Source organism: Arthrobacter sp. zg-Y1219 (assembly GCF_030125545.1).
GTDB lineage: Bacteria > Actinomycetota > Actinomycetes > Actinomycetales > Micrococcaceae > Arthrobacter_B.
The window spans coordinates 220581-240854 of the sequence record NZ_JASKLY010000003.1 but is presented as its reverse complement, the minus strand read 5'-3'; the positions used below and the strand labels follow the sequence as shown (position 1 = coordinate 240854).

Here is a 20274-nt window from a genome sequence, read left to right as displayed (position 1 = left end):
GTCATGCCGGCGGCTCATCCCGGCACACAGAACAAGGCCGATCCGAGGGTCAACTGCAATTGAGCCGTTCACGAATTGTGGAGGGCAGGGAAGAAGAGTTCGATCTGGGGATGACAATGCTCAACAGTCGGTACGCGTGCGCGGACAGGCTGGCCGCTGAGCCTCAGGGGGGAGACGTATCCGGGCTTAACGAGAGTAATCCCCGGACGCAGCCCACGCTGAGTACAACGAGGTGAAGGATCCCTTAAGAAGCTCGAGATCAGTGCTTAGGGTGGAGGTGGCGTCCGTATCTCGCGGGACACAAGGGGGACTGCAATGCTGGCATGGACAGCTCAAGGCGCAAACCCGGTCGTTCCCACTCAGTGGGAGTTCACCGTTCTCGGAATTGGGGTGCTCGCGCTGCTCCTCTTTGTCATGGCTCTCATCGGCATTGCGCGCTCTCACCATCTCACCGGCCTCGCGCAGGCGGTGTGGGTGCTCGTGGTGCTTGCCTTCCCTGTAATCGGTCCGTTTCTATGGTTCCTCATCGGTCGCCGCGCTAAGACCCCTACTCGCGACGCCGGTAGCAGCCCGGCAGGCAGGGCCAGGTAAGGGGCCACGTCCATAGAGCACGATGCTCCGGCGCTACGCTCATGCGATGGACTCATCAACGTATCTCCGTGGTCTCTTCGGCCTGCATGAGCGAGTGGCACTCGTGACGGGAGGAAGTTCAGGCATTGGCAAAGCAATTGCACTCGCGCTCAGCGCAGCGGGCGCACACGTACTCATCGCGGCCCGGACCGCCGCTGCGATCGACGCGACAGTAGAGGAAATACGCGGGGCAGGAGGCTCCGCCGACGGCGTCGTCGTGGACCTCTCAACCCGCAAGGGGGCACGCACTCTTGCCGATACCGCCGGTGCTGTCGACATCCTGGTCAACTCAGCCGGTATCAATCTTCGCCCGCTGATGCCCGAGCTCGACGAGGTTACCTGGGATGAGACCATGCAGGTAAACCTCGAGGCGCCGTTCATCCTCGGCCAGCGCCTGGCGCCCGGAATGGCGGAACGCGGTTTCGGCCGGATCATTCACATCAGCTCTCAGCAGGCACATCGAGCGTTCGCGTCAAGTGGTGCCTACGGAGTATCGAAAGCAGCAGTCGAGGCTTTGGCCCGATCACAATCCGAGGCTTGGGCACCATACGGTGTCACCGCAAACGTACTGGTGCCCGGCTTCGTGGAAACCCCTTTGAATAAGCGGCTCAGCTCGGACCCAGCTGCCGTCCAAGCTCTGGCTCGGCGTACACTCGTCGGGCGAAATGGTGTGCCGGAGGACTTCGCAGGTGCGGCCGTGTTCCTGGCCAGCGCTGCGTCGGCTTACGTCGTCGGGCAGTTGGTCACCGTTGACGGAGGATTTTCGGTCCATTAAGTCCATTTGTGAGGGCGTCTCTGCCGGTATGCCGTTCAGACCGGTGGTGCGGGGACCGTTAAGCGTCTACGGGGAGCCGGATGGGATGTATTGGGACCCCTCATATGGAAGGGGTTGGAGAACACGAAGCGTGGTTCGCGGACCAAAGAGCCAGAAGGGATGCGGGTTGCCCCTACGATCAAGTTGTGAAGTTTCGACCGACATCCTTCGATGACCTTGCACAGCTCCGCGCCTGGGTAAGTACCAAGGAAGAAATGATGCTGTGGTCGGGGCCAACGTTCACCTGGCCTCTCACGGACCAGCAACTGCGCACTTATCTGGGCAATCCGCAACGACGGTACTGGTCCGCGGTGGATCCTGACAGTGGTGAGATGACTGGCCATGCATCGCTGCTGGTGGAGGACCAGCCTGCCCGAATGATGAGATTGGGCTACATCATTGTGGATCCACAGCGCAGGGGCCAAAGCCTGGGACGAGAACTGGTGCAGCACACCACACGGGCTGGCTTCCGGCTCACCGGCCTGCCGAAAATGAAACTGCACGTCTACGCTCACAACACCCCGGCCCGCTGCCTCTACGCCAGCCTTGGGTTCCAGGAAACCGGCGTGAGCTTCCGCGTTAACGACAATCAGGATGCGCTTGAAATGGAAGTATGCCGCCGCGAGGTACTTGCCGCCGAAGCCCTCGAACGCAGATAGCCGCATTTAAACCGTATTTTGCTGGAGTCAGAATTCTCTGAGGATTTTGCTGAACAACACATACTCGCCGTCCTGGCCCGTGGTCTCATAGCCCGCGCCCTGGTAGAGCAGGCGTGCCTGGTTGGTGCGGTGAACACCGAGCTCCGCAACGCGAGCTCCGCTTGGGCAGACCCTCCGTTCGAACGCATCCAGGAGGAGCCGGCCGAGTCCTTGGCGACGACGGCTGCCGATGACATTGATCGAGACCAGGGTCGCGGTGTCACCATCGAGGCTCCACATCGCATACCCGAGGGGATGTCCGTCTGCATCGACGCAGAAGAGCGTCTGGGGAAGGTACTCGATCCAGAACGCGAGGTTCAGGTCCAGGGCTGCCAGCCACCCCTGGTACGCATCCGGTTCAATGGCCTCGATGTACTCGCGCTCCTGGCGGAAAATGAAAGGCAGGTCGCTTACTTCCGCGAGTCGAAGGCGTGTCGGGACAATCATGGAGATGAGCATCTCACATCGGGTTCATGTGCGTTCACGCCGGAAGTCACAGTGATCTTAGTGGTCAGCGTAAGACCTGTCCCAGTGAAGGACCGGCGACCGGCTGGCCGGGCGGCAGGGCTATTCTGGGTGGCATCGCTCAGGCGTCAGACACTTCGGTGCCAGTCGGTGACTTCCGGGTGCGCTGTGAATCCTGCCGCCAGGTAGGTGGCGACGGCTCCCGCGTTAGAGGTCTCCGCGCAAACAACGGCGCTGGATGATCCCATTTGCCGGAGCTCGTCGACTGCCGCCTTTGTCATGACTGTGCCGTATCCGCGACCGCGGTGTTCCTGATGTACTGCCAGCGGTTCGATAAGTCCAGGACGCCCTTCGCCAGCCGACCACACCGCGGCGACGGCGACGACCTGACCGTCACGGCATCGCAGGGACAGTATGCGCCCGAAGTCGAGAAAGGGGCTTTCCGCAGCTAGACGCCATCCGTCCACGAAATGTTGGATGCGCCCGTCCGGGATCGGTGTACCTCGGAAGGCCGACCAGTGCACAGCCACCCACTCAGCGGTGTGACCTGGTTCCACGGTCTCAATGACGAAGCCCGACGCCTTGGGAGATGCGGCCAGATCGTGGTGGAGCGGTGTCCACGGTTCGTGGGGCGCCCAATCGTTCTGCGCAAGCTGCTCAATCAAGGCAACCGCACCGCGCGCCTCGATAGTTGCTGCTCCTGCGCCGAGGATTCCGGCCATCGGGTTGTTGACGTCAACAACGATGCGAAGGGCAAGGGCTGCGTCTTGGCGCCGCGTCGGATCAATGGCGAACCGCAACAGCTCGGGACCGTCGAGAAGGGCAATGGCAAGGTTCGTGTCGCCCTGAGACCACACGCGCGTCGCAGCGGCAGTGGCGGCTGGCCCTCGCAGGGAGTACCAGCCCAGATCGCCTGGGTGTAGCTGCAGCGGTTCCCCGTCGTGCTGCCACTTCCCCAAAACGCTGCAGATCTCCCCGAGCTCGTCTACACCTGGTGTTCGAAGGACAACGTCCATGATCCCCCGTTTTTCTTCTCCAAAATGCTCCAGTTCCCAAGGCCCGGGAAGTATTTATCCGGTAGAGGATCCTCAATGTGGAGCGTGGTTCGCTAACCCGTCCGCGCTGATGGGGTCCGAGAGACTGAACTCGCAGTACTTTCCGGTCAGTTCCCCGCCGACGCTGAACTCGAGTCGAAGCGTCCGAGCCTCAGCAGGTGGAGCCGGTGTGTAGACCCAGAGCGCGTCCCACTCCATACCGCTGCCGGCCGTCTGGCCTCCTGACCGCCGGTACTCGGTGCCAATATCATCAGATACAACCGTGGTGATCCCCTCAAAAACGGCGACGCCAGGCATCGGAGGCGGGTTCTCAGATCGGTCTGATCCTGCAGCTTCACGCCGCTTCCACCACTCCTCGAGTCCTCGGTTGAAACGGCCGTCCCGGGACATTGTCTCTTTCCCACGCACTCCGCTGAGGTGCACATGGATGCCCGGCTCTCCGGCGCTGACACCGACGAAGCCTGGCGCGTCTTTGAACTCAACACCTGCAAAGCGAACATCGATACCATCGCTGGTTCCGACCACGAGGTCATGAGGCGCGTGCGTGAGTGCAATCATGCAGTCACTTTAGCGGCCCTAGTTCGCACGCGTCAGCGCGGGTTTTCCAGCGCCGCGGCTCAGGCAAACTCCGCGACGCTGAGGTGTCGGAACGCCGACCCGTGGAACACCAGCGGCTCGTGGGCATCGTCATGCGAGGCGTGGCCGTGGACGCGGAGCAGCACGACGCTGTGGTCCCCGGCGGGCACCTCGTTCTCCACTGAGCACTCGAGCCACAGGGCTGCCCGGTCCAGGAAAAGGGAACCCGATTCGTCGGTGTGCAGGTTCAGGCCCGCAAAACGGTCCCCGGACTTGGACGCAATCTGCTTGCAGATCCCCTCGTGGTCGGAGCCCAGGATCGACACCCCGATCCTGGCCGCAGGCCGGAGCACCGGCCAGGTGCGGGAGGTGTTCTGCACGGCGAACATCACCAAGGGAGGATCCATCGAAACGCCCACGGTAAAGGATGACGCAACAATTCCCTGCGGCTGCCCGTCCACCACAGCGCACAACGCGGCAATGCCGGAGGGGAAACGCGAATAGGCACGGCGCAGGGCCGCGGGCTGAAGATCGGTAACAAGAGACATGCGAAGAGATTCCTCTGCCTTAAGCGCCGGACCGACGATTAACAACAGGGTCGGCACAAACGCGGTACTTGCCGCAGCCGGGAAGTTTTGCCGGGCGGCCGAATCGTCACCTGGAGCACCCCGCTACGGCGAGAGGGTTGCCGTCCAGCCGGCCAGGGCCCGTGGCTGGAACTCTTGATTCTTCTTCCAACGTAGGCGGCACGGGTGCACGCCTGCAAACACCTGCCTTAGTTCGTAAAACTCAGCTTCACAAAACTCCCCGCAGCGAATGAAAACTCCCCACGGTGAAGGGATAGAGTTTGGGCATGAAACAGCGGTGGTTTAAACAGGTGGACGTTTTTGGCAGCGAGCCGTATTTGGGGAATCCCCTCGCCGTGGTGCTGGAAGCCGAGGGACTTTCGGACTCCGACATGGAGTCCTTCGCGCGGTGGACGAATTTGTCCGAAACCACGTTCGTGCTGCCTCCCACCCGCGACGGCGCCGATTACCGGGTGCGGATCTTCACCCCCGGCGGAGAAATCCCGTTCGCCGGACACCCGACATTGGGTACCTGCCACGCGTGGCTGGAGGCCGGCAACAAGCGCCGCTATCCCGACGTCGTCGTGCAGGAATGCGGGATTGGCCTCGTAACGCTTCACGCCAACGCAGGCATTGCCGCGTTCGCCGCGCCGCCGCTGCTGCGCTCGGGCCCCTTGGAGGACGAAGTCCTGGACCAGGCACTGCGTGCGCTGAACCTGGACCGCACACAGATCCTCGCCTCCAACTGGATCGACAACGGCCCCGGCTGGCTCGGACTTCTGCTGCCCGACGCCGCTGCGGTGCTGGCGCTGAAGCCGGATCCCACCATCATGGGCAACCTGCGCGTGGGCGTCATCGGCGCCCAGCCCGAGGACGCCGAAACCGACTTTGAGGTCCGCGCCTTCGTTCCCGGCCTGGGCATCACCGAAGATCCGGTGACCGGAAGCCTCAACGCCGGCCTCGCCCAATGGCTGATCGGCGCCTCCCTGGCACCGGAGCGCTATGTGGTCACGCAGGGAACCGCGGTGCAGCGGTCCGGCCGGGTCCGCGTGTTCACCCGCGACGGCAAGATCTGGGTGGGCGGGTCCACGGTCACCTCCATCGACGGCACCGTCACCCTCTAGGCGCAGCGTGTTCAGCCTTCAGTCTCTTGCCCTGCCCGTAATCGGTGCGCCCATGGCGGGCGGGCCGTCCACGCCCGAACTCGCCGCGGCGGTCAGCAACACCGGCGGGCTGGGGTTCCTGGCCGCCGGCTACAAAAGCTCAGCCGCCGTGGCAGCGGAAATCGCCCGCACCCGGAGACTCACCCAGGCGCCGTTTGGCGTGAACCTCTTTGTTCCGGACCGCGCCAACACCTACCGCGCCGCTCCCGGCACCCCCGATGACGGCACCACCGCCGGCGAAAAGCTGGCAGCGGCACTGGCCTTCCGGAACCTTCTCGCTGCCGGAACCGCAGCGGAACCCGGGCTGCTGGACCCCGACGACGACGACGGCTGGCCCGCCAAACTGGAACTGGTCCTGCAGGAACGGGTGCCGGCGGTGTCCTTTACCTTTGGACTGCCGGACCCGGAGATCCTGGCGGAACTCGCCGGGCGGGACATCTGCACGGTCGTCACCGTCACCGACACTGCCGAAGCCCAGGCCGCGGCCGACGCCGGCGCCCGGGTGCTCTGTGTCCAGGGGCCCGAGGCCGGAGGGCACCGCGGAACGCTGGACAGCGCCAAAGTTCCCGGCGACCTTCCCCTGGACCTGCTCCTCCGGGGGATCCGGAGGGCCTGCGACCTGCCCCTGATCGCTGCCGGAGGAATCTCCGCACCGGCGGACGCCGCCGCAGCATCTGCCGCCGGTGCTGCAGCCGTCCAGGTGGGAACCCTGCTGCTGCTCAGCAGCGAAGCGGGCACCAGCGCGGTGCACCGGGCGGCCCTGCGGGAAGCAGCGCAGGGCGGGCGGTTTTCCGAAACGTCACTGACCCGGGCGTTCTCCGGCCGTCCGGCCCGCGGGCTGACCAACGCTTTCATGCGCGCCTATCCGGATGCGCCGGACGCCTATCCGTACGTCAACCAGATCACGGCTCCGCTGCGGGCCGCCGCAGCAGCGGCGGGGGATCCGGACGGGGTCAGCCTGTGGGCCGGCACGGGGTACCGGCTGGCCACGGAGCAGCCGGCAGCGGACATCGTCCGCCGGCTCGCCGGGAACTGACGAGGCAGCAGCGGCCTGAGCCGCCGCCCCGCCGCTGTTCAAGCCGCCGCCTCCGCCGCCGTTCAGGGCGCCGAGCTTACGGCACCGAAATCCGGATGAAGACCGACGCCGCATCCTTCGCGGCCTTGGCCAGCGCCGCCGCTTTGGGATCCTGAACGTCCAGGAAACGCAGCCGGGCCAGAGCGCTCCAGGGACGAAAAACCGGCTCGCGGGCCAGCACCTCGAGCAGGGGCCGGTCGCCGCCGAACACCAGGTACTCGGGCGGATGCTCGGCGAAAATCCGGGCCGCCTGCTCCGCCGTCCGGGACTGCACATACCGGCTGCCGGCCTTGGAGGCGAGCAGCACGCCGTCGCGGGCGACCCCCACGGCGAAACCGCCGCGGCGCAGCAGCACGATTCCCAGCGTGCGGGACTGGCCGGCCAGCGAGACCAGGCGCTCGACGTCGTTCGAACCGCGCCCCGGCCGCCCGTCGTCCGGCCATGGCGCCAGCAGGTCGGCTTCGGTGCCGTTGGCCGCCAGGAGATGCAGGCCGCCGTGCTCCGGAGTCAGGGTCAGTTCGCCGTTGCCGGCGGCGAACCGTTCCAGCCAGCCCGGCAGCCGGTCGGCGGAGACAAAGGTGGAGCGGGTGACGGGCATTTTGACGATTCTCCTGGCGGGACTGCTGGTTCGGTTGGGCAGAGCGCCGGCAGTCGCCGGGCCCGGTCAACGCTACGGCACGAGTAGCCTTGGGGAGTGAGTGATTTGTTCAGCAGCGACAGTGACGGCGACACCGATACCCGCGATGACAACGACGGCGGCGGGTTTGGTGCCGGTGCCGGCGACGACGGCCGGAAGCGCCCGCGCAGCCCGCTGGCCGTGCGGATGCGCCCGCGGTCGCTGGATGAGGTGGTGGGCCAGCAGCACCTGCTCGGACCCGGATCCCCGCTGCGCACCCTGGCGGAATCCGCCGACGACCGCGGCCCCGCCGGACCGTCGTCGGTCATGCTCTGGGGCCCTCCCGGCACGGGAAAAACCACGTTGGCCCACGTTGTGGCCCGCGGCTCCGGCCGGAAGTTCGTGGAGCTCTCCGCCATCACCGCCGGGGTGAAGGATGTCCGCCGGGTGATGGATGACGCGCTGACCAACCGTGATCTGCACCGCATCACCACAGTGCTGTTCCTGGACGAGATCCATCGCTTCAACAAGGCGCAGCAGGACGCGCTGCTGCCCGGGGTGGAGAACCGCTGGGTGGTGCTGGTGGCCGCCACCACGGAAAATCCGTCCTTCTCGGTGGTCTCGCCGCTGCTCTCGCGCTCCCTGCTGCTGACGCTGAAGCCGCTCACCGAAGAGGACATTGCCGCCCTGCTGCAGCGGGCCGTGGAGGACGAGCGCGGCCTCGCCGGACGGGTAACCCTGAGCGATGAAGCGCTGGAGCACCTGGTGCGGCTGGCCGCCGGCGACGCGCGGCGCGGACTGACCGCGCTGGAGGCCGCCGCCGGCGTCGCCTATTCCGAACGGGACGACGCCGAAGGCATCCCCGAGGTCACGCTCAGCGACGCCGAAAAGGCACTGGATGTGGCGGCCCTGCGCTACGACCGCGCCGGCGACCAGCACTACGACGTCACCAGCGCCTTCATCAAGTCCCTGCGCGGTTCGGACGTGGACGCCGCCCTGCACTACCTGGCCAAAATGGTGGAAGCGGGGGAGGACCCCCGGTTCATCGCCCGCCGCCTGGTGATTTCCGCCGCCGAAGACGTGGGAATGGCCGATCCCACGGCGCTGCAGACAGCGGTGGCCGCAGCCCAGGCGGTGCAGCTGATCGGCATGCCCGAGGGCAGGATCATCCTGGCCGAGGCAGTGGTGCACATTGCCACCGCCCCCAAGTCCAACGCCGCCTACAACGGCATCAATGCGGCCATCGCCGACGTGCGCGCGGGGCGCGGGCAGGGGATACCCGCACACCTGCGGGATGCCCACTATCCCGGAGCAAAGCAGCTCGGCCACGGCAAGGGATACGTCTACTCCCACGACGAACCGCACGGCGTTGCCCGGCAGCAGTATCCGCCGGATGACCTGGTGGGCCGCAACTACTACGAGCCCACGGGCAACGGTGTTGAACGGGACATCTCGGCGCGGCTGGAACGGCTGCGCGGGATCATCCGGGGAAAGTAACGCCCCCGGTGAGCGTGCTAGGATTGATGGTTGACTGGCAAGCGCGACGCCGGACCCCCCTTCGAAGCTGATAGCGGCGGAGTTGTGCCCGGTGCCGTGTCTGTAGCAGAAGGCAGCGGTTGGCCCGAGCTCTCCCTAATGGAGGCCAGTACTTACATATCAGTCATCACGGTATCCGGTGAAAACCAGGGCTGCGGTGGCCAAACCGCCAAAACAGTGAAAGGTGAACGTGGCTAACAACACACGTGCACGCCGTCAGGCCCGCGCTTCGCGCGCCCTCGGCATTGCTTTGACCCCCAAGGCAGCCAAGTACTTCGAGCGTCGTCCTTACCCCCCGGGTGAGCACGGCCGCGCACGTCGCAAGCAGGACAGCGACTACGCGGTACGCCTGCGTGAAAAGCAGCGTCTGCGCGCCCAGTACGGCATCCGCGAAGCACAGATGACCCGTGTCTTCGAGGAAGCCCGCCGCACCGCCGGTCTGACCGGTGAAAACCTGATCGAGCTGCTCGAGATGCGTCTCGACGCCCTCGTGCTGCGCTCGGGCTTCGCCCGTACGATCGCCCAGGCCCGCCAGCTTGTTGTGCACCGTCACATCATGGTTGACGGCGCCCGCGTGGACCGCCCGTCGTTCCGCGTTTCCGAAGGCCAGCTCATCCATGTGCACATGCGCAGCGAGACCATGACGCCGTTCCAGGTTGCCGCTGCCGGCGCCCACCGCGACGTCCTGCCCGCCGTTCCCGGTTACCTGGATGTTTCCCTGGACAAGCTGCAGGCCCGCCTTGTGCGCCGCCCGAAGCGCTCGGAAGTTCCCGTGACCTGTGAAGAGCAGCTCGTCGTGGAATACTACGCACGCTAATCTCGAGTTTTTCTCGATTTATCGCAACAGCCCGCGGCCCCCGCCGCGGGCTGTTCGGTTATGCGGCCCCTTTGCCGGCCGCGCACGCCCCGCAGGGGCGAGTAAGTGCTGCAGCCGCGAAGTAGGTAAGGTACATAGCGGAAAGTCCAAGTTACAACCCCAAGATTCAACCCCAAGAGGAGTGCCATGTCGGGTGGAGATATTGCCGGTCTGATTGCTGCCGGTGTGTTCGCAGTGCTGGTAGTGCTGCTGGCCGTCCCGATCTGGAAGCTGGGCAAGGTGTTTGATGAACTGCGCGGCGCCATTCGCACCATCAGCAACGAGACCACCCCGCTGATCGAGGAAGTCACCACCACGGTGTCCTCCACCAACCTGCAGCTGCAGAAGGTGGACGGCATTTCCTCCAACGTCTCGGACGCCACGGCCAACATTTCCGCGCTGTCCTCCCTGGTGGCTGCAACAGTCGGGTCTCCGCTGATCAAGGTTTCGGCCTTCAGCTACGGAGTCCGTTCGGCCCTTTCCTCGCGCGGCAAGAGCCGCGGCCGCCGCAGCCGCTAAACCCGCCACCAGCACAGGAGCGAAGAGCATGATCAAACGAGTCTTTTGGATGTCCATCGGTGTCACCATCGGAGTCATCGCCGTCCGCCGTCTCTCGGACGCCAAGAACACCCTGGGTCCGGCCGGACTCAACCAGGCCATCGGCACCGCCGCCGGCGCCCTGCAGAACTTCGCCGACGCGTTCCGTGACGGCATGACTGAACGTGAAGGCGAACTGCGCACCGCCCTGGGCATGGACACCGGCGACACGGTCGCCGACACCATGGCCGCCGCGCGCCGCTGACCGCCGAAACCTAGCCTGCACCACCTGGCACGCCGCACCGTCTGGAACGCCGTGCCAGCAGCATCAACCTGCGAACGCCTGAATTACCGGAAGGGTAAAAAGCACCATGAAGTCCCACGAGATTGCACGCCGCTGGCTGGATTTCTTCAGCGACAAGGGCCACACGGTGGTTCCCTCCGCGTCCCTCGTCACCAATGATCCGTCGCTGCTTTTCACCGTGGCCGGCATGGTGCCTTTCATCCCTTACCTCACCGCCCGTGAAAAGGCCCCGTACAAGCGGGCCACCAGCGTGCAGAAGTGCATCCGCACCGCGGACATCGAGGAAGTGGGCAAGACCGCGCGTCACGGCACCTTCTTCCAGATGGCCGGCAACTTCTCCTTCGGCGACTACTTCAAGGAAGAAGCCATCGGCTTCGCCTGGGAACTGCTGACGAAGCCGGTTGCCGACGGCGGCTTCGGCCTGCCGTCCGAAAAGCTGTGGATCACGGTCTACGAGGACGACGACGAAGCCCTCGCCATCTGGCGCGACAAGATCGGCGTTCCCGCCGAACGCATCCAGAAATTCGGCAAGAAGGACAACTACTGGTCCACCGGACAGCCCGGCCCCGCCGGCCCCTGCTCCGAGATCTTCTACGACCGCGGACCCGCCTACGGCGTCGACGGCGGCCCGGCGGCTGACGATGACCGGTACGTGGAAATCTGGAACCTCGTGTTCATGCAGTACCAGCGCGGCGAAGGCACCGGCAAGGACAGCTTCGAGATCCTCGGCGAACTGCCGCAGAAGAACATCGACACCGGCCTCGGCCTGGAGCGCCTGGCCATGATTCTCCAGGGCGTGGAGAACATGTACGAGACTGATCAGGTCCGCCCGGTCCTGGACAAGGCCTCGGAGCTCTCCGGCAAGGAGTACACCTCTGCCGAGGACCCCTCCGATCCGCACCACACCGACGACGTGCGGATGCGCGTGGTCGCCGACCACGTCCGCTCGGCCCTGCTGCTGATCGCCGACGGCGTGAGCCCCTCCAATGAAGGCCGCGGCTACGTGCTGCGCCGCCTGATCCGGCGTGCGGTGCGCAGCATGCGCCTGCTGGGCGTGGAGACCGCCGTCCTGCCCGAACTGCTTCCCGTCTCCCGCGACGCGATGAAGGGCACCTACCCCGAGGTCGAAACCGACTTCGCCCGCATCAGCCGCATCGCCTACGCCGAGGAAAAAGCGTTCCTGCGCACCATTGCCTCCGGCACCGAGCGCCTCGAGGAAGCCGTCAAGGAATCCCAGGCCGCCAACAAGCCGCTCTCCGGCGAAGACGCCTTCACCCTGCATGACACCTACGGCTTCCCGATCGACCTCACGCTGGAAATGGCCGAGGAAGCGGGCCTGAAGGTCGACGAGGCCGGATTCCGCTCCCTGATGCTGGAACAGCGCCAGCGCGCCCAGGCGGATGCCCGCGGCAAGAAGCACGGCCACAACGACGTCTCGGTGTTCAACGAACTGCTGGCCGCCGGCTCCACCGTCTTCACCGGCTACGACGAGCTGACCAGCGAATCCCTGGTGCGCGGCATCATCTCGGGCGGCGCCCGGGTTCCGCACGCCGGCCAGGGCTCGGAAATCTCCCTGGTGCTGAACGAAACCCCGTTCTACGCCGAAGCCGGCGGCCAGGCCGCCGACACCGGCCTGATCACCGGTGACGGTTTCGTCCTCGAAGTGCAGGACGTGCAGCGCCCGGTCAAGGGCCTGAGCGTGCACAAGGCCATCGTCCGGGAAGGCGAAATCGCCGAGGGCTCGGCCGTGCTGGCCGCCGTCGACGCCCAGCGCCGCCACGAGGCCGAGCAGGCGCACTCCGGCACGCACATCGTGCACGCTGCACTGCACCAGATCCTGGGCCCGGAGGCGCTGCAGCGCGGCTCCTTCAACAAGGCCGGCTACCTCCGCTTCGACTTCTCCTGGGGCGAAGGCCTCTCGGACGCCGCCAAGTCTGAAATCGAAGAGGTGTCCAACCTCGCGATCCGCAGCAACTACCAGGTCGAGACCAAGGTCATGTCCCTGGCCGAGGCCAAGGCCCTCGGCGCGATGGCGCTGTTTGGCGAGGCCTACGGCGACACGGTGCGCGTTGTGGAGATGAACGGCGACTGGTCCCGCGAACTCTGCGGCGGGACGCACGTCGAATCCACCTCCCGCATCGGCAGCCTCACGCTGCTGGGCGAGCAGTCAGTGGGCTCGGGAAACCGCCGCGTGGAAGCCTTCGTGGGCATGGATGCCTTCCGGCACCTGGCCGCGGAACGCGCACTGGTCAACGAACTCTCCGAAATGCTCAAGGTTCCGTCCGTTCAACTGCCGGACCGCCTGGCCGCCACCCTGGCCAAGCTGAAGTCCACCGAAAAGGAACTCGAGCGCCTGCGCCGCGAGCAGCTGGCCGCGTCCGCCGCGGCACTGGTGGGCAAGGCCGTTGACGTCGACGGCGTCCGTGTTCTTGCACACGACGCCGGACCCGGAGCCGGTGCGGATGACCTCCGCACCCTGGCCCTGGACCTGCGCTCCCGCCTGGGTGCGGGCGCCGCCGTCGTCGCCGTTGCCGGGGTGTCCAATTCCCGCCCCGTGGTGATTGTGGCCACGAACGAGGAAGCACGTTCCGCAGGCGTCAAGGCCGGTGCGCTGGTGAAGCTTGCCGCCGGGGTGCTCGGCGGCGGCGGCGGCGGCAAGGACGATGTGGCGCAGGGCGGCGGCTCGGACGCTTCCAAGCTCGGTGAGGCACTCACCGCCATCCAAGCCGCAGTTGCCAACCGGGGCTGACATGGAGCTGCAGGACTACCCCCGCGGGGTTAAGCTGGGGGTAGACGTCGGCCTGGCCCGGGTGGGCCTGGCCGTGAGCGATCCGGACGGGATGCTGGCCATGCCGGTGAAAACCCTGAAGCGGGACGCGAAAAAGAACAGCGACATCAAGGTACTCGTCCGCGAGGCTGCTGACCGCAATGCCGTTCAGGTATTCGTTGGCCTGCCGCGCAGCATGCGCGGCACGGAAACCGCCTCAACCCAGATGGCCCGGGACTACGCCGATCTGCTGCTGACCGAACTGGAACGCAGCGGCAACGGTCTTCCCGTTCACCTCGTGGACGAGCGCCTCACCACTGTGAGCGCACATCGTTCGTTGCACGAAGCTGGCTTGAACAGCAAGGATCACCGTAGAGTGGTGGATCAAGCGGCCGCTGTAGCGATTCTGCAGCAGGCCATTGACATGCAGCGTTCCCTTGAACGCGATGTGGGGGAGCCGGTCACATCATGCCGGCAGCAGCGCCAGACAGGCGCCCTGCCGGCCCCGACACAGGAGCCAATCATTTCCCAGGACAACAAGCGCGGAAACGGGTCCGCGCTGTGAGCCACAGATATCCGGATTTTCCGCCCATGGGAGCGGAACCGGACTATGAACCGAACGCCCATCACGGAGCTGACCAGGCTGGAGGCAACCCTCCGGTGGAAGACTTCTTCGAGGACGAGCAGGACACGCGCGGCAACAGCCGCCCCACCGGGGAGAAACAGCGCCGCCGCCGCCGTCGCACCATCGTCATGCTCGTTGTGCTGGTGTTTTTTGGGGGCGTCGTCTTCGGCCTCACCATGTTCCTTCGGGACCTGCTGGGACTGAATGAGATCAAGGACTATGAAGGCGCCGGAACGGGAAGCGTGAGCTTCACGGTCGCCGAGGGCGACGGACCGATGATCATCGGCACGAAGCTGGAAACGGCGGACATCGTCGCCACGGCCAAGGAATTCGTCAACGCGTTCGCCGAAGAGGCCGAGGGCCGGCAGATCCAGCCCGGATCCTATGAAATGAAGCAGCAGATGTCATCCTCGGCTGCTCTCGAAGCGCTGCTGGGCGAGCAGGGTGCCGCGGTGCACTACGCCGCCGTTGCCCGCGACCTGCGCCAGGGCGAAGTGTTCGACATCCTCAGTGCATCCACCGGAATTCCGCTGGCGGAGTTCGAGGCCCTGGCCGAGGATCCGGAAGCCTTCGGGCTGCCGGCCGAGGCAGTGAGCCTGGAGGGCTACCTGCACCCGGGTGAATACCGCTTCCCGCTGGAGCAGGACGCAACCTCCATCATCGAGGAGATGATCGGCAATACCTTCGCCACGCTCGAGGACGCCGAAATCACTGATCCCGCCGAGCAGTACCGGATCCTGACCAAGGCCAGCATTATCCAGGCGGAGGCCGGAGAGGCCGACTACGCCAAGGTTGCCGGTTCAATCCAGAACCGTCTCCGGGCCGACAACGTGGAAACCAGTGGGCTGATCCAGTCCGATGCCACCGTGACGTACGGCCTGAACCGCAAGAGCTACGACCTGACGCCCGAGGAAAAGGCGGACAAGTCGAACCCGTACAACACGTACGCCAACCCGGGGCTGCCCGTCGGACCCATCGGTTCGCCGAGCAAGGAGGCCATCGATGCGGCCGCCAACCCCGCTGACGTTCCGTACTACTACTGGGTGACTGTGAACCTGGACACCGGCCAGACCGAGTTCTCCTCCACCCTGGCCGAGCACGCCAAGTACGTGCTGGAGTACCAGGAATGGTGCGGCACCCAGAAACCGGGCAGGTGCGGGTAGTTGACGGAGCGTCCCCGGCGGGCAGCCGTCCTGGGGCATCCCATCGGCCACTCCAAGTCGCCGATGCTGCACCGCGCCGCCTATCAGTACCTCGGGTTCAACTGCACCTATGATTCCCTGGACGTCCCCGAGGAGGACGCGGCAGCCTTTGCCGCGTCCCTTCGGGTGCCCGACCCCGCGGAACCGCAGTGGGCAGGGCTCTCCGTCACCATGCCCCTGAAGTCCGCGCTGCTCCCGGCCATGGACAGGCTCACCGCCACCGCCGCGGACTTGCAGGTCCTGAACACCGTGACCTTCGAGTACACCGGCGCCGGAGTCGTCCTCACCGGGCACAACACCGATGTGGCCGGCATCGTGAACGCCCTGCGCCACGCGGGTGCCCGGAGCACGCCGCGTGTGGTCATCCTCGGCGCCGGCGGCACCGCCTGCGCCGCTGTTGCGGCAGCGGGCCGGCTCGGCGCCGCTTCGGTGACGGTCTGCGCCCGACGGTTTCCCGCACGGGAAAACGGCACCGCGGCGGTGGCCGACGTCGGCCGCCGCACCGGCACCGCGCTGGAGCTGCGGCCCTGGACCGATGCGGCGGCGCTCTGCGCGGATGCCGACGTCGTGATCTCCACCCTTCCTCCGTACGGCGCCGATGCCTTGGCCGACGCCCTGGCCGCGGCACCGAGGGCCGTTGCCGGGCCGGGCGCCGTCCTCCTCGACGTGGCCTACAACCCGTGGCCCAGCAGCATCGCCCGGGTCTGGACCGCGCAGGGCGGCCGGATCGTGCCCGGACTGGAAATGCTGCTCTATCAGGCAGTGGAACAGGTGCGGCTCTTCGCCGGCGGGAAGTTCCGTGACGAGAATGCCGTCACAAACGTGATGTGTGACGCGGTCGGTGCGCCGCGGCGCTGAAGCCGCGCGCCGATCATGGCAGTATTGAAACCATGTTGCGTTGGTTGACCGCCGGTGAGTCCCATGGGCCTGCACTGGTAGGAATAGTTGAGGGCGTCCCTGCAGGCGTCGAAGTGAACACCTCCCTGATCCAAGAGGCGCTGGCGCGCCGACGGCTCGGCTATGGGCGCGGCGCCCGGATGAAGTTCGAACAGGACCAGGTCCGCATCCTCGGCGGAGTGCGGCACGGGCTCACCCAGGGCGGCCCCGTTGCCATCGAGGTGGGCAACACCGAGTGGCCGAAGTGGGAGCAGGTCATGTCTCCGGATCCGGTGGACCCGGCACTGCTGGCCGAGTCCGCGCGCAACGCCCCGCTGACCCGCCCGCGCCCCGGACACGCAGACTTTACCGGCATGCAGAAATACGGCTTCGACGAGGCCCGTCCCGTGCTGGAGCGTGCCAGCGCCCGCGAAACCGCCGCCCGCGTGGCCTTGGGCGCGGTGGCCTCCTCGTTCCTGAAGTCCCTGGGCGTTGAACTGGTTTCCCACACCGTGAGCATCGCCGGTGTCGGCAGCCCCGAAGGATCGGCGCTGCCCGGCCCCGCCGACGTCGCCGCCCTCGACGCCGATCCCCTGCGCTGCTTCAACGCGGACGTGTCCGCGGCAATGGTGGCCGAGGTGGACGCTGCCCACAAGGACGGCGAGACCCTCGGCGGCGTGGTGGAGGTTGTTGCCTACGGCCTGCCGCCGGGACTGGGCAGCTACACGCACTGGGACCGCCGGCTCGACGCGCGGATCGCCGGTGCCCTGATGGGCATCCAGGCGATCAAGGGCGTGGAGATCGGTGACGGCTTCCTCACCGCGGCCCGCCGCGGCTCCGCCGCCCACGACGAAATCCTCCAGGACGCCGCGGGCCGCGTGGTCCGTTCCGGCAACCGTGCCGGAGGCATCGAAGGCGGCATGAGCATCGGTGAGGTGCTGCGGGTGCGGGCGGCCATGAAGCCGATCGCCACCGTCCCGCACGCACTGCAGACAGTGGACGTCAGCACCGGCGAGCCGGCCCGCGCCCACCACCAGCGCTCCGACGTGTGCGCCGTGCCGGCGGCCGGCGTAGTGGCCGAGGCCATGGTCGCGCTCGTGTTGGCGGAGGCGGTCACCGAGAAATTCGGCGGCGATTCCGTGGCCGAGACGGCGCGGAACCTGCGGTCCTACCTGGAGAACATTCCGGGCGCCCTGGCATCGGCTGGCACCAGTGTCCGGACAGACTGACCAGTCCTGCCGGCACATTGTCCTGATCGGCTTCATGGCGGCCGGCAAGTCGGTGGTGGGGCGCGAGTTGGCGGCCCGCCGTCAGCTGAAGTTCACCGACACCGATCAGCTCGTCACCGAGCGCCACGGTCCCATTCCGGAACTCTTTTCCGCACGCGGGGAATGTTACTTCCGTGAGGTTGAAGCCCGCTGCGTGGCTGCGGCGCTGGCCGAAAAACCCTGCGCCGTCATTTCTTTGGGCGGCGGAGCGGTGCTGGACACCGGGACGCAGCAGCTGCTGCGCCGCTCCACCGTAGTGTTTCTGGACACCGACCTGGAAACAGTTTTGCCCCGCATTATCCGCTCCGGGCACCGCCCCATGCTTGCCGGCGACCCCGTGCGCCGCTGGCAGGAACTGGCCAAGGCCCGGCGGCCCGTTTACGAATCCCTGGCCGACATCACCATTGACACCAGGGGACTCACCGTCACGGCCATCATCGACCGGCTGACGACAATCCTCAATGAAGGAGCTTAACTCCATGGCCTCCGATCCCACCGTCATCCCGGTGACCGGCGAAAGCCCCGCAAGCAATTACGACGTCGTGATCGGCAACGGACTGCTGGACCGCCTTCCGGCCATGCTGGGGGAGCGGGTGCGCCGAGTCCTGGTCATCCATCCCCGCGCGCTCCGTGCCACCGGCGACACCGTCCGTGACGAACTCGCCGCCACCGGCCTCACCGCCGTCACCGCCGAAATCCCGGACGCCGAAGAGGGCAAGCACATTCAGGTGGCTTCCTTCTGCTGGCAGGTCCTGGGGCAGAACGACTTCACCCGTTCCGACGCCATCGTGGCGGTGGGCGGCGGCGCGGTCACCGACCTGGCCGGTTTCGTCGCCGCCACTTGGCTGCGCGGCATCAAGGTGGTCCACATTCCCACCTCCCTGCTGGGCATGGTGGACGCGGCAGTTGGCGGCAAGACCGCCATCAACACGGCCGAGGGCAAAAACCTCGTGGGAGCCTTCCATCCCCCCGCCGGCGTGCTGGCGGACCTGGACGCGCTGGGCACCCTGCCCAAGAACGAGCTCCTCAGCGGCATGGCCGAAGTCATCAAGTGCGGCTTCATCGCGGATCCGGCCATCCTGGACCTGGTGGAAGCCAACCCGGAGGCAGTGGGCGACGGCGCCTCCGCCGTCGTGCGCGAACTCGTGGAACGCTCCATTGCGGTCAAGGCCGAGGTGGTTTCCGCGGACCTGCGCGAAGCCGGCCGCCGGGAGTTCCTGAACTACGGCCACACGCTGGGCCACTCCATCGAACTGGCTGAACGCTACCAGTGGCGCCACGGCGCCGCCGTGTCAGTGGGGCTGGTTTTCGCCGCCGAGCTCGGCCGCATGGTCGGCCGGCTGGATGACGCCACGGCGGACCGGCACAAGGACATCCTGTCCCTGCTGGGACTGCCGGTCACCTACCGGAAGGACCGCTGGTCAGCCCTGCTGGACGGCATGCGCCGCGACAAGAAATCCCGCGGCGACCTGCTGCGTTTTGTGGTCCTGGACGGCCTCGCCCGGCCCTCCATGCTGGAGGTTCCGGACACCTCGCTGCTGTTCGCTGCCTACCAGGAGATCGCCTCCGAACCCCAGGGCGGCATCCGCCTCAGCCTGTAGGGGCACGGAGCAGGTAGAATGGTCTGCGGACTTAAAACGAAAACTTTTGCGGATCAACGAAAGAGAAACTGTGGCGACGACCAACGACATCAAGAACGGCACCGTGCTGAAGCTTGAAGGCAACCTTTGGAGCATCATCGAGTTCCAGCACGTGAAGCCGGGCAAGGGTGGTGCGTTTGTCCGTACCAAGATGCGCAACGTGCGTTCGGGCAAGGTAGTCGACAAGACCTTCAACGCCGGCATCAAGATCGAAACGGCTTCCGTTGACCGCCGCGATTACCAGTACCTGTACCAGGATGGCGACGACTACGTCTTCATGGACACCTCGGACTACGACCAGCTGACCGTGCCGGGTTCCATCGTGGGGGACGCCGCCAACTTCATGCTCGAATCCCTGATGGTGACGATTGCCATCCATGAGGGTTCTCCGCTGTACATTGAGCTGCCCCCGTCGGTAATCCTGGAAATCACGTACACCGAGCCGGGCCTTCAGGGCGACCGCTCCACCGGCGGCACCAAGCCCGCCACCGTGGAGACCGGCTACGAAATCCAGGTTCCCCTGTTCCTGGAACAGGGCACCAAGGTCAAGGTAGATACCCGCAACGGCGATTATTTGGGACGCGTTAACGAGTGAGTGCACGCACTAAAGCCCGGACCCGGGCACTGGAAGTTCTGTTTGAAGCTGAGCAGCGTTCGGCGTCGGCCTTTGACATGATCAAGGCCCGCCGGGAACAGACCGATCAGACGATCAACCCGTACACCCTGGAGCTGGTGGAGGGCGTGGTTTCCATGCAGGAAACCATCGATGAGTTCCTCGGCACCTACTCGCAGGGCTGGCCCCTGGAGCGGATGCCCTCTGTGGACCGCATCATCCTGCGCCTGGGCACCTGGGAACTGCTCTACAACGACGACGTTCCGGACAAGGTGGCGATCAGCGAAGCCGTTGAACTCGCCAAGACCCTGTCCACTGACGAGTCACCGGCCTTCGTGAACGGTCTCCTGAGCCGGCTTCACCAGCTCAAGCCTTCGCTGCTGGCCTAAGCA

General features: G+C 66.0%; 23 protein-coding genes and 1 riboswitch. Of the genes, 18 read left to right on the top strand and 5 right to left on the bottom strand.

Going from position 1 to position 20274, the window contains the following annotated elements:
* The first annotated feature begins 315 nt into the window (after nt 1–315).
* From QNO00_RS17350 to QNO00_RS02285, 3 genes are all read left to right on the top strand, one after another.
* Nucleotides 316–591 carry a PLDc N-terminal domain-containing protein gene (locus QNO00_RS17350; protein WP_502862984.1) on the top strand — a complete coding sequence of 92 codons (276 nt, stop codon included), beginning with the start codon at nt 316–318 and terminating at the stop codon, nt 589–591.
* 46 nt (nt 592–637) lie between these two features.
* Nucleotides 638–1405, top strand: a complete 768-nt coding sequence (locus QNO00_RS02290; RefSeq protein ID WP_284023485.1) for an SDR family NAD(P)-dependent oxidoreductase — start codon at nt 638–640, stop codon at nt 1403–1405.
* 185 nt (nt 1406–1590) lie between these two features.
* Nucleotides 1591–2103, top strand: a complete 513-nt coding sequence (locus QNO00_RS02285; RefSeq protein ID WP_284023484.1) for a GNAT family N-acetyltransferase — start codon at nt 1591–1593, stop codon at nt 2101–2103.
* 27 nt (nt 2104–2130) lie between these two features.
* On the opposite strand, the gene QNO00_RS02280 is transcribed toward QNO00_RS02285, so the two are convergent.
* The 4 genes from QNO00_RS02280 to QNO00_RS02265 form a co-directional block, all read right to left on the bottom strand.
* Nucleotides 2131–2589, bottom strand: coding sequence for a GNAT family N-acetyltransferase (locus QNO00_RS02280; RefSeq protein ID WP_284023483.1), 459 nt, complete (start codon nt 2587–2589; stop codon nt 2131–2133).
* Nucleotides 2590–2735: 146 nt separating this feature from the next.
* Entirely contained in the window at nt 2736–3623 is an 888-nt protein-coding gene (locus QNO00_RS02275; protein WP_284023482.1) for a GNAT family N-acetyltransferase, read from the bottom strand.
* Between the two features lie 72 nt (nt 3624–3695).
* A complete protein-coding gene (locus tag QNO00_RS02270; protein ID WP_284023481.1) occupies nt 3696–4220 on the bottom strand; it encodes a hypothetical protein in 525 nt (174 codons plus the stop codon).
* Between the two features lie 59 nt (nt 4221–4279).
* Entirely contained in the window at nt 4280–4786 is a 507-nt protein-coding gene (locus QNO00_RS02265) for a flavin reductase family protein (RefSeq protein WP_229965531.1), read from the bottom strand.
* Between the two features lie 59 nt (nt 4787–4845).
* Nucleotides 4846–4966, bottom strand: a riboswitch (SAM riboswitch).
* Nucleotides 4967–5091: 125 nt separating this feature from the next.
* On the opposite strand from QNO00_RS02265, the gene QNO00_RS02260 reads away from it, so the two are divergent.
* Entirely contained in the window at nt 5092–5928 is an 837-nt protein-coding gene (locus QNO00_RS02260) for a PhzF family phenazine biosynthesis protein (protein WP_229965533.1), read from the top strand.
* A 7-nt stretch (nt 5929–5935) separates the two neighbouring features.
* The gene (locus QNO00_RS02255) at nt 5936–7003 is read left to right on the top strand and encodes a nitronate monooxygenase (protein WP_284023480.1); all 1068 of its coding nucleotides are present in this window, start codon (nt 5936–5938) and stop codon (nt 7001–7003) included.
* 76 nt (nt 7004–7079) lie between these two features.
* Here the strand turns inward: QNO00_RS02255 and QNO00_RS02250 are convergent, their stop codons facing one another.
* The gene (locus tag QNO00_RS02250) at nt 7080–7640 is read right to left on the bottom strand and encodes a Vms1/Ankzf1 family peptidyl-tRNA hydrolase (RefSeq protein WP_229965535.1); all 561 of its coding nucleotides are present in this window, start codon (nt 7638–7640) and stop codon (nt 7080–7082) included.
* Nucleotides 7641–7736: 96 nt separating this feature from the next.
* On the opposite strand from QNO00_RS02250, the gene QNO00_RS02245 reads away from it, so the two are divergent.
* The 13 genes from QNO00_RS02245 to nusB all read left to right on the top strand — a co-directional run bounded on the left by QNO00_RS02245 (nt 7737) and on the right by nusB (nt 20271).
* A complete protein-coding gene (locus tag QNO00_RS02245; protein ID WP_284023479.1) occupies nt 7737–9155 on the top strand; it encodes a replication-associated recombination protein A in 1419 nt (472 codons plus the stop codon).
* Nucleotides 9156–9384: 229 nt separating this feature from the next.
* Nucleotides 9385–10011 (top strand): 30S ribosomal protein S4, encoded by a 627-nt coding sequence (gene rpsD, locus QNO00_RS02240; RefSeq protein ID WP_229965537.1) that lies wholly within the window; start codon nt 9385–9387, stop codon nt 10009–10011.
* Between the two features lie 186 nt (nt 10012–10197).
* Nucleotides 10198–10569: a DUF948 domain-containing protein gene (locus QNO00_RS02235; RefSeq protein WP_229965539.1), complete on the top strand. Its 372-nt coding sequence runs from the start codon at nt 10198–10200 to the stop codon at nt 10567–10569.
* 28 nt (nt 10570–10597) lie between these two features.
* The gene (locus tag QNO00_RS02230) at nt 10598–10852 is read left to right on the top strand and encodes a hypothetical protein (RefSeq protein WP_231712420.1); all 255 of its coding nucleotides are present in this window, start codon (nt 10598–10600) and stop codon (nt 10850–10852) included.
* Nucleotides 10853–10958: 106 nt separating this feature from the next.
* Nucleotides 10959–13640 carry an alanine--tRNA ligase gene (gene alaS, locus QNO00_RS02225; RefSeq protein WP_284023478.1) on the top strand — a complete coding sequence of 894 codons (2682 nt, stop codon included), beginning with the start codon at nt 10959–10961 and terminating at the stop codon, nt 13638–13640.
* Between the two features lies 1 nt (nt 13641).
* Nucleotides 13642–14223 carry a Holliday junction resolvase RuvX gene (gene ruvX / locus QNO00_RS02220; protein WP_284023477.1) on the top strand — a complete coding sequence of 194 codons (582 nt, stop codon included), beginning with the start codon at nt 13642–13644 and terminating at the stop codon, nt 14221–14223.
* 26 nt (nt 14224–14249) lie between these two features.
* Entirely contained in the window at nt 14250–15446 is a 1197-nt protein-coding gene (gene mltG, locus QNO00_RS02215) for an endolytic transglycosylase MltG (protein ID WP_229965544.1), read from the top strand.
* The gene (locus tag QNO00_RS02210; protein WP_284023476.1) at nt 15447–16343 is read left to right on the top strand and encodes a shikimate dehydrogenase family protein; all 897 of its coding nucleotides are present in this window, start codon (nt 15447–15449) and stop codon (nt 16341–16343) included. It begins immediately after the preceding gene.
* 32 nt (nt 16344–16375) lie between these two features.
* Complete coding sequence (aroC, locus tag QNO00_RS02205; protein WP_229965546.1) at nt 16376–17590, top strand: chorismate synthase; 1215 nt, start codon at nt 16376–16378, stop codon at nt 17588–17590.
* Nucleotides 17574–18104, top strand: coding sequence for a shikimate kinase (locus tag QNO00_RS02200; RefSeq protein WP_284023475.1), 531 nt, complete (start codon nt 17574–17576; stop codon nt 18102–18104). Before aroC ends, QNO00_RS02200 begins: the two co-directional genes overlap by 17 nt.
* A gap of 4 nt (nt 18105–18108) precedes the next feature.
* Nucleotides 18109–19230 carry a 3-dehydroquinate synthase gene (aroB, locus tag QNO00_RS02195; protein ID WP_229965549.1) on the top strand — a complete coding sequence of 374 codons (1122 nt, stop codon included), beginning with the start codon at nt 18109–18111 and terminating at the stop codon, nt 19228–19230.
* A 70-nt stretch (nt 19231–19300) separates the two neighbouring features.
* Nucleotides 19301–19864, top strand: a complete 564-nt coding sequence (gene efp, locus QNO00_RS02190) for an elongation factor P (protein ID WP_229965550.1) — start codon at nt 19301–19303, stop codon at nt 19862–19864.
* Nucleotides 19861–20271, top strand: coding sequence for a transcription antitermination factor NusB (gene nusB / locus QNO00_RS02185; protein ID WP_229965552.1), 411 nt, complete (start codon nt 19861–19863; stop codon nt 20269–20271). Before efp ends, nusB begins: the two co-directional genes overlap by 4 nt.
* Nucleotides 20272–20274 lie beyond the last annotated feature (3 nt).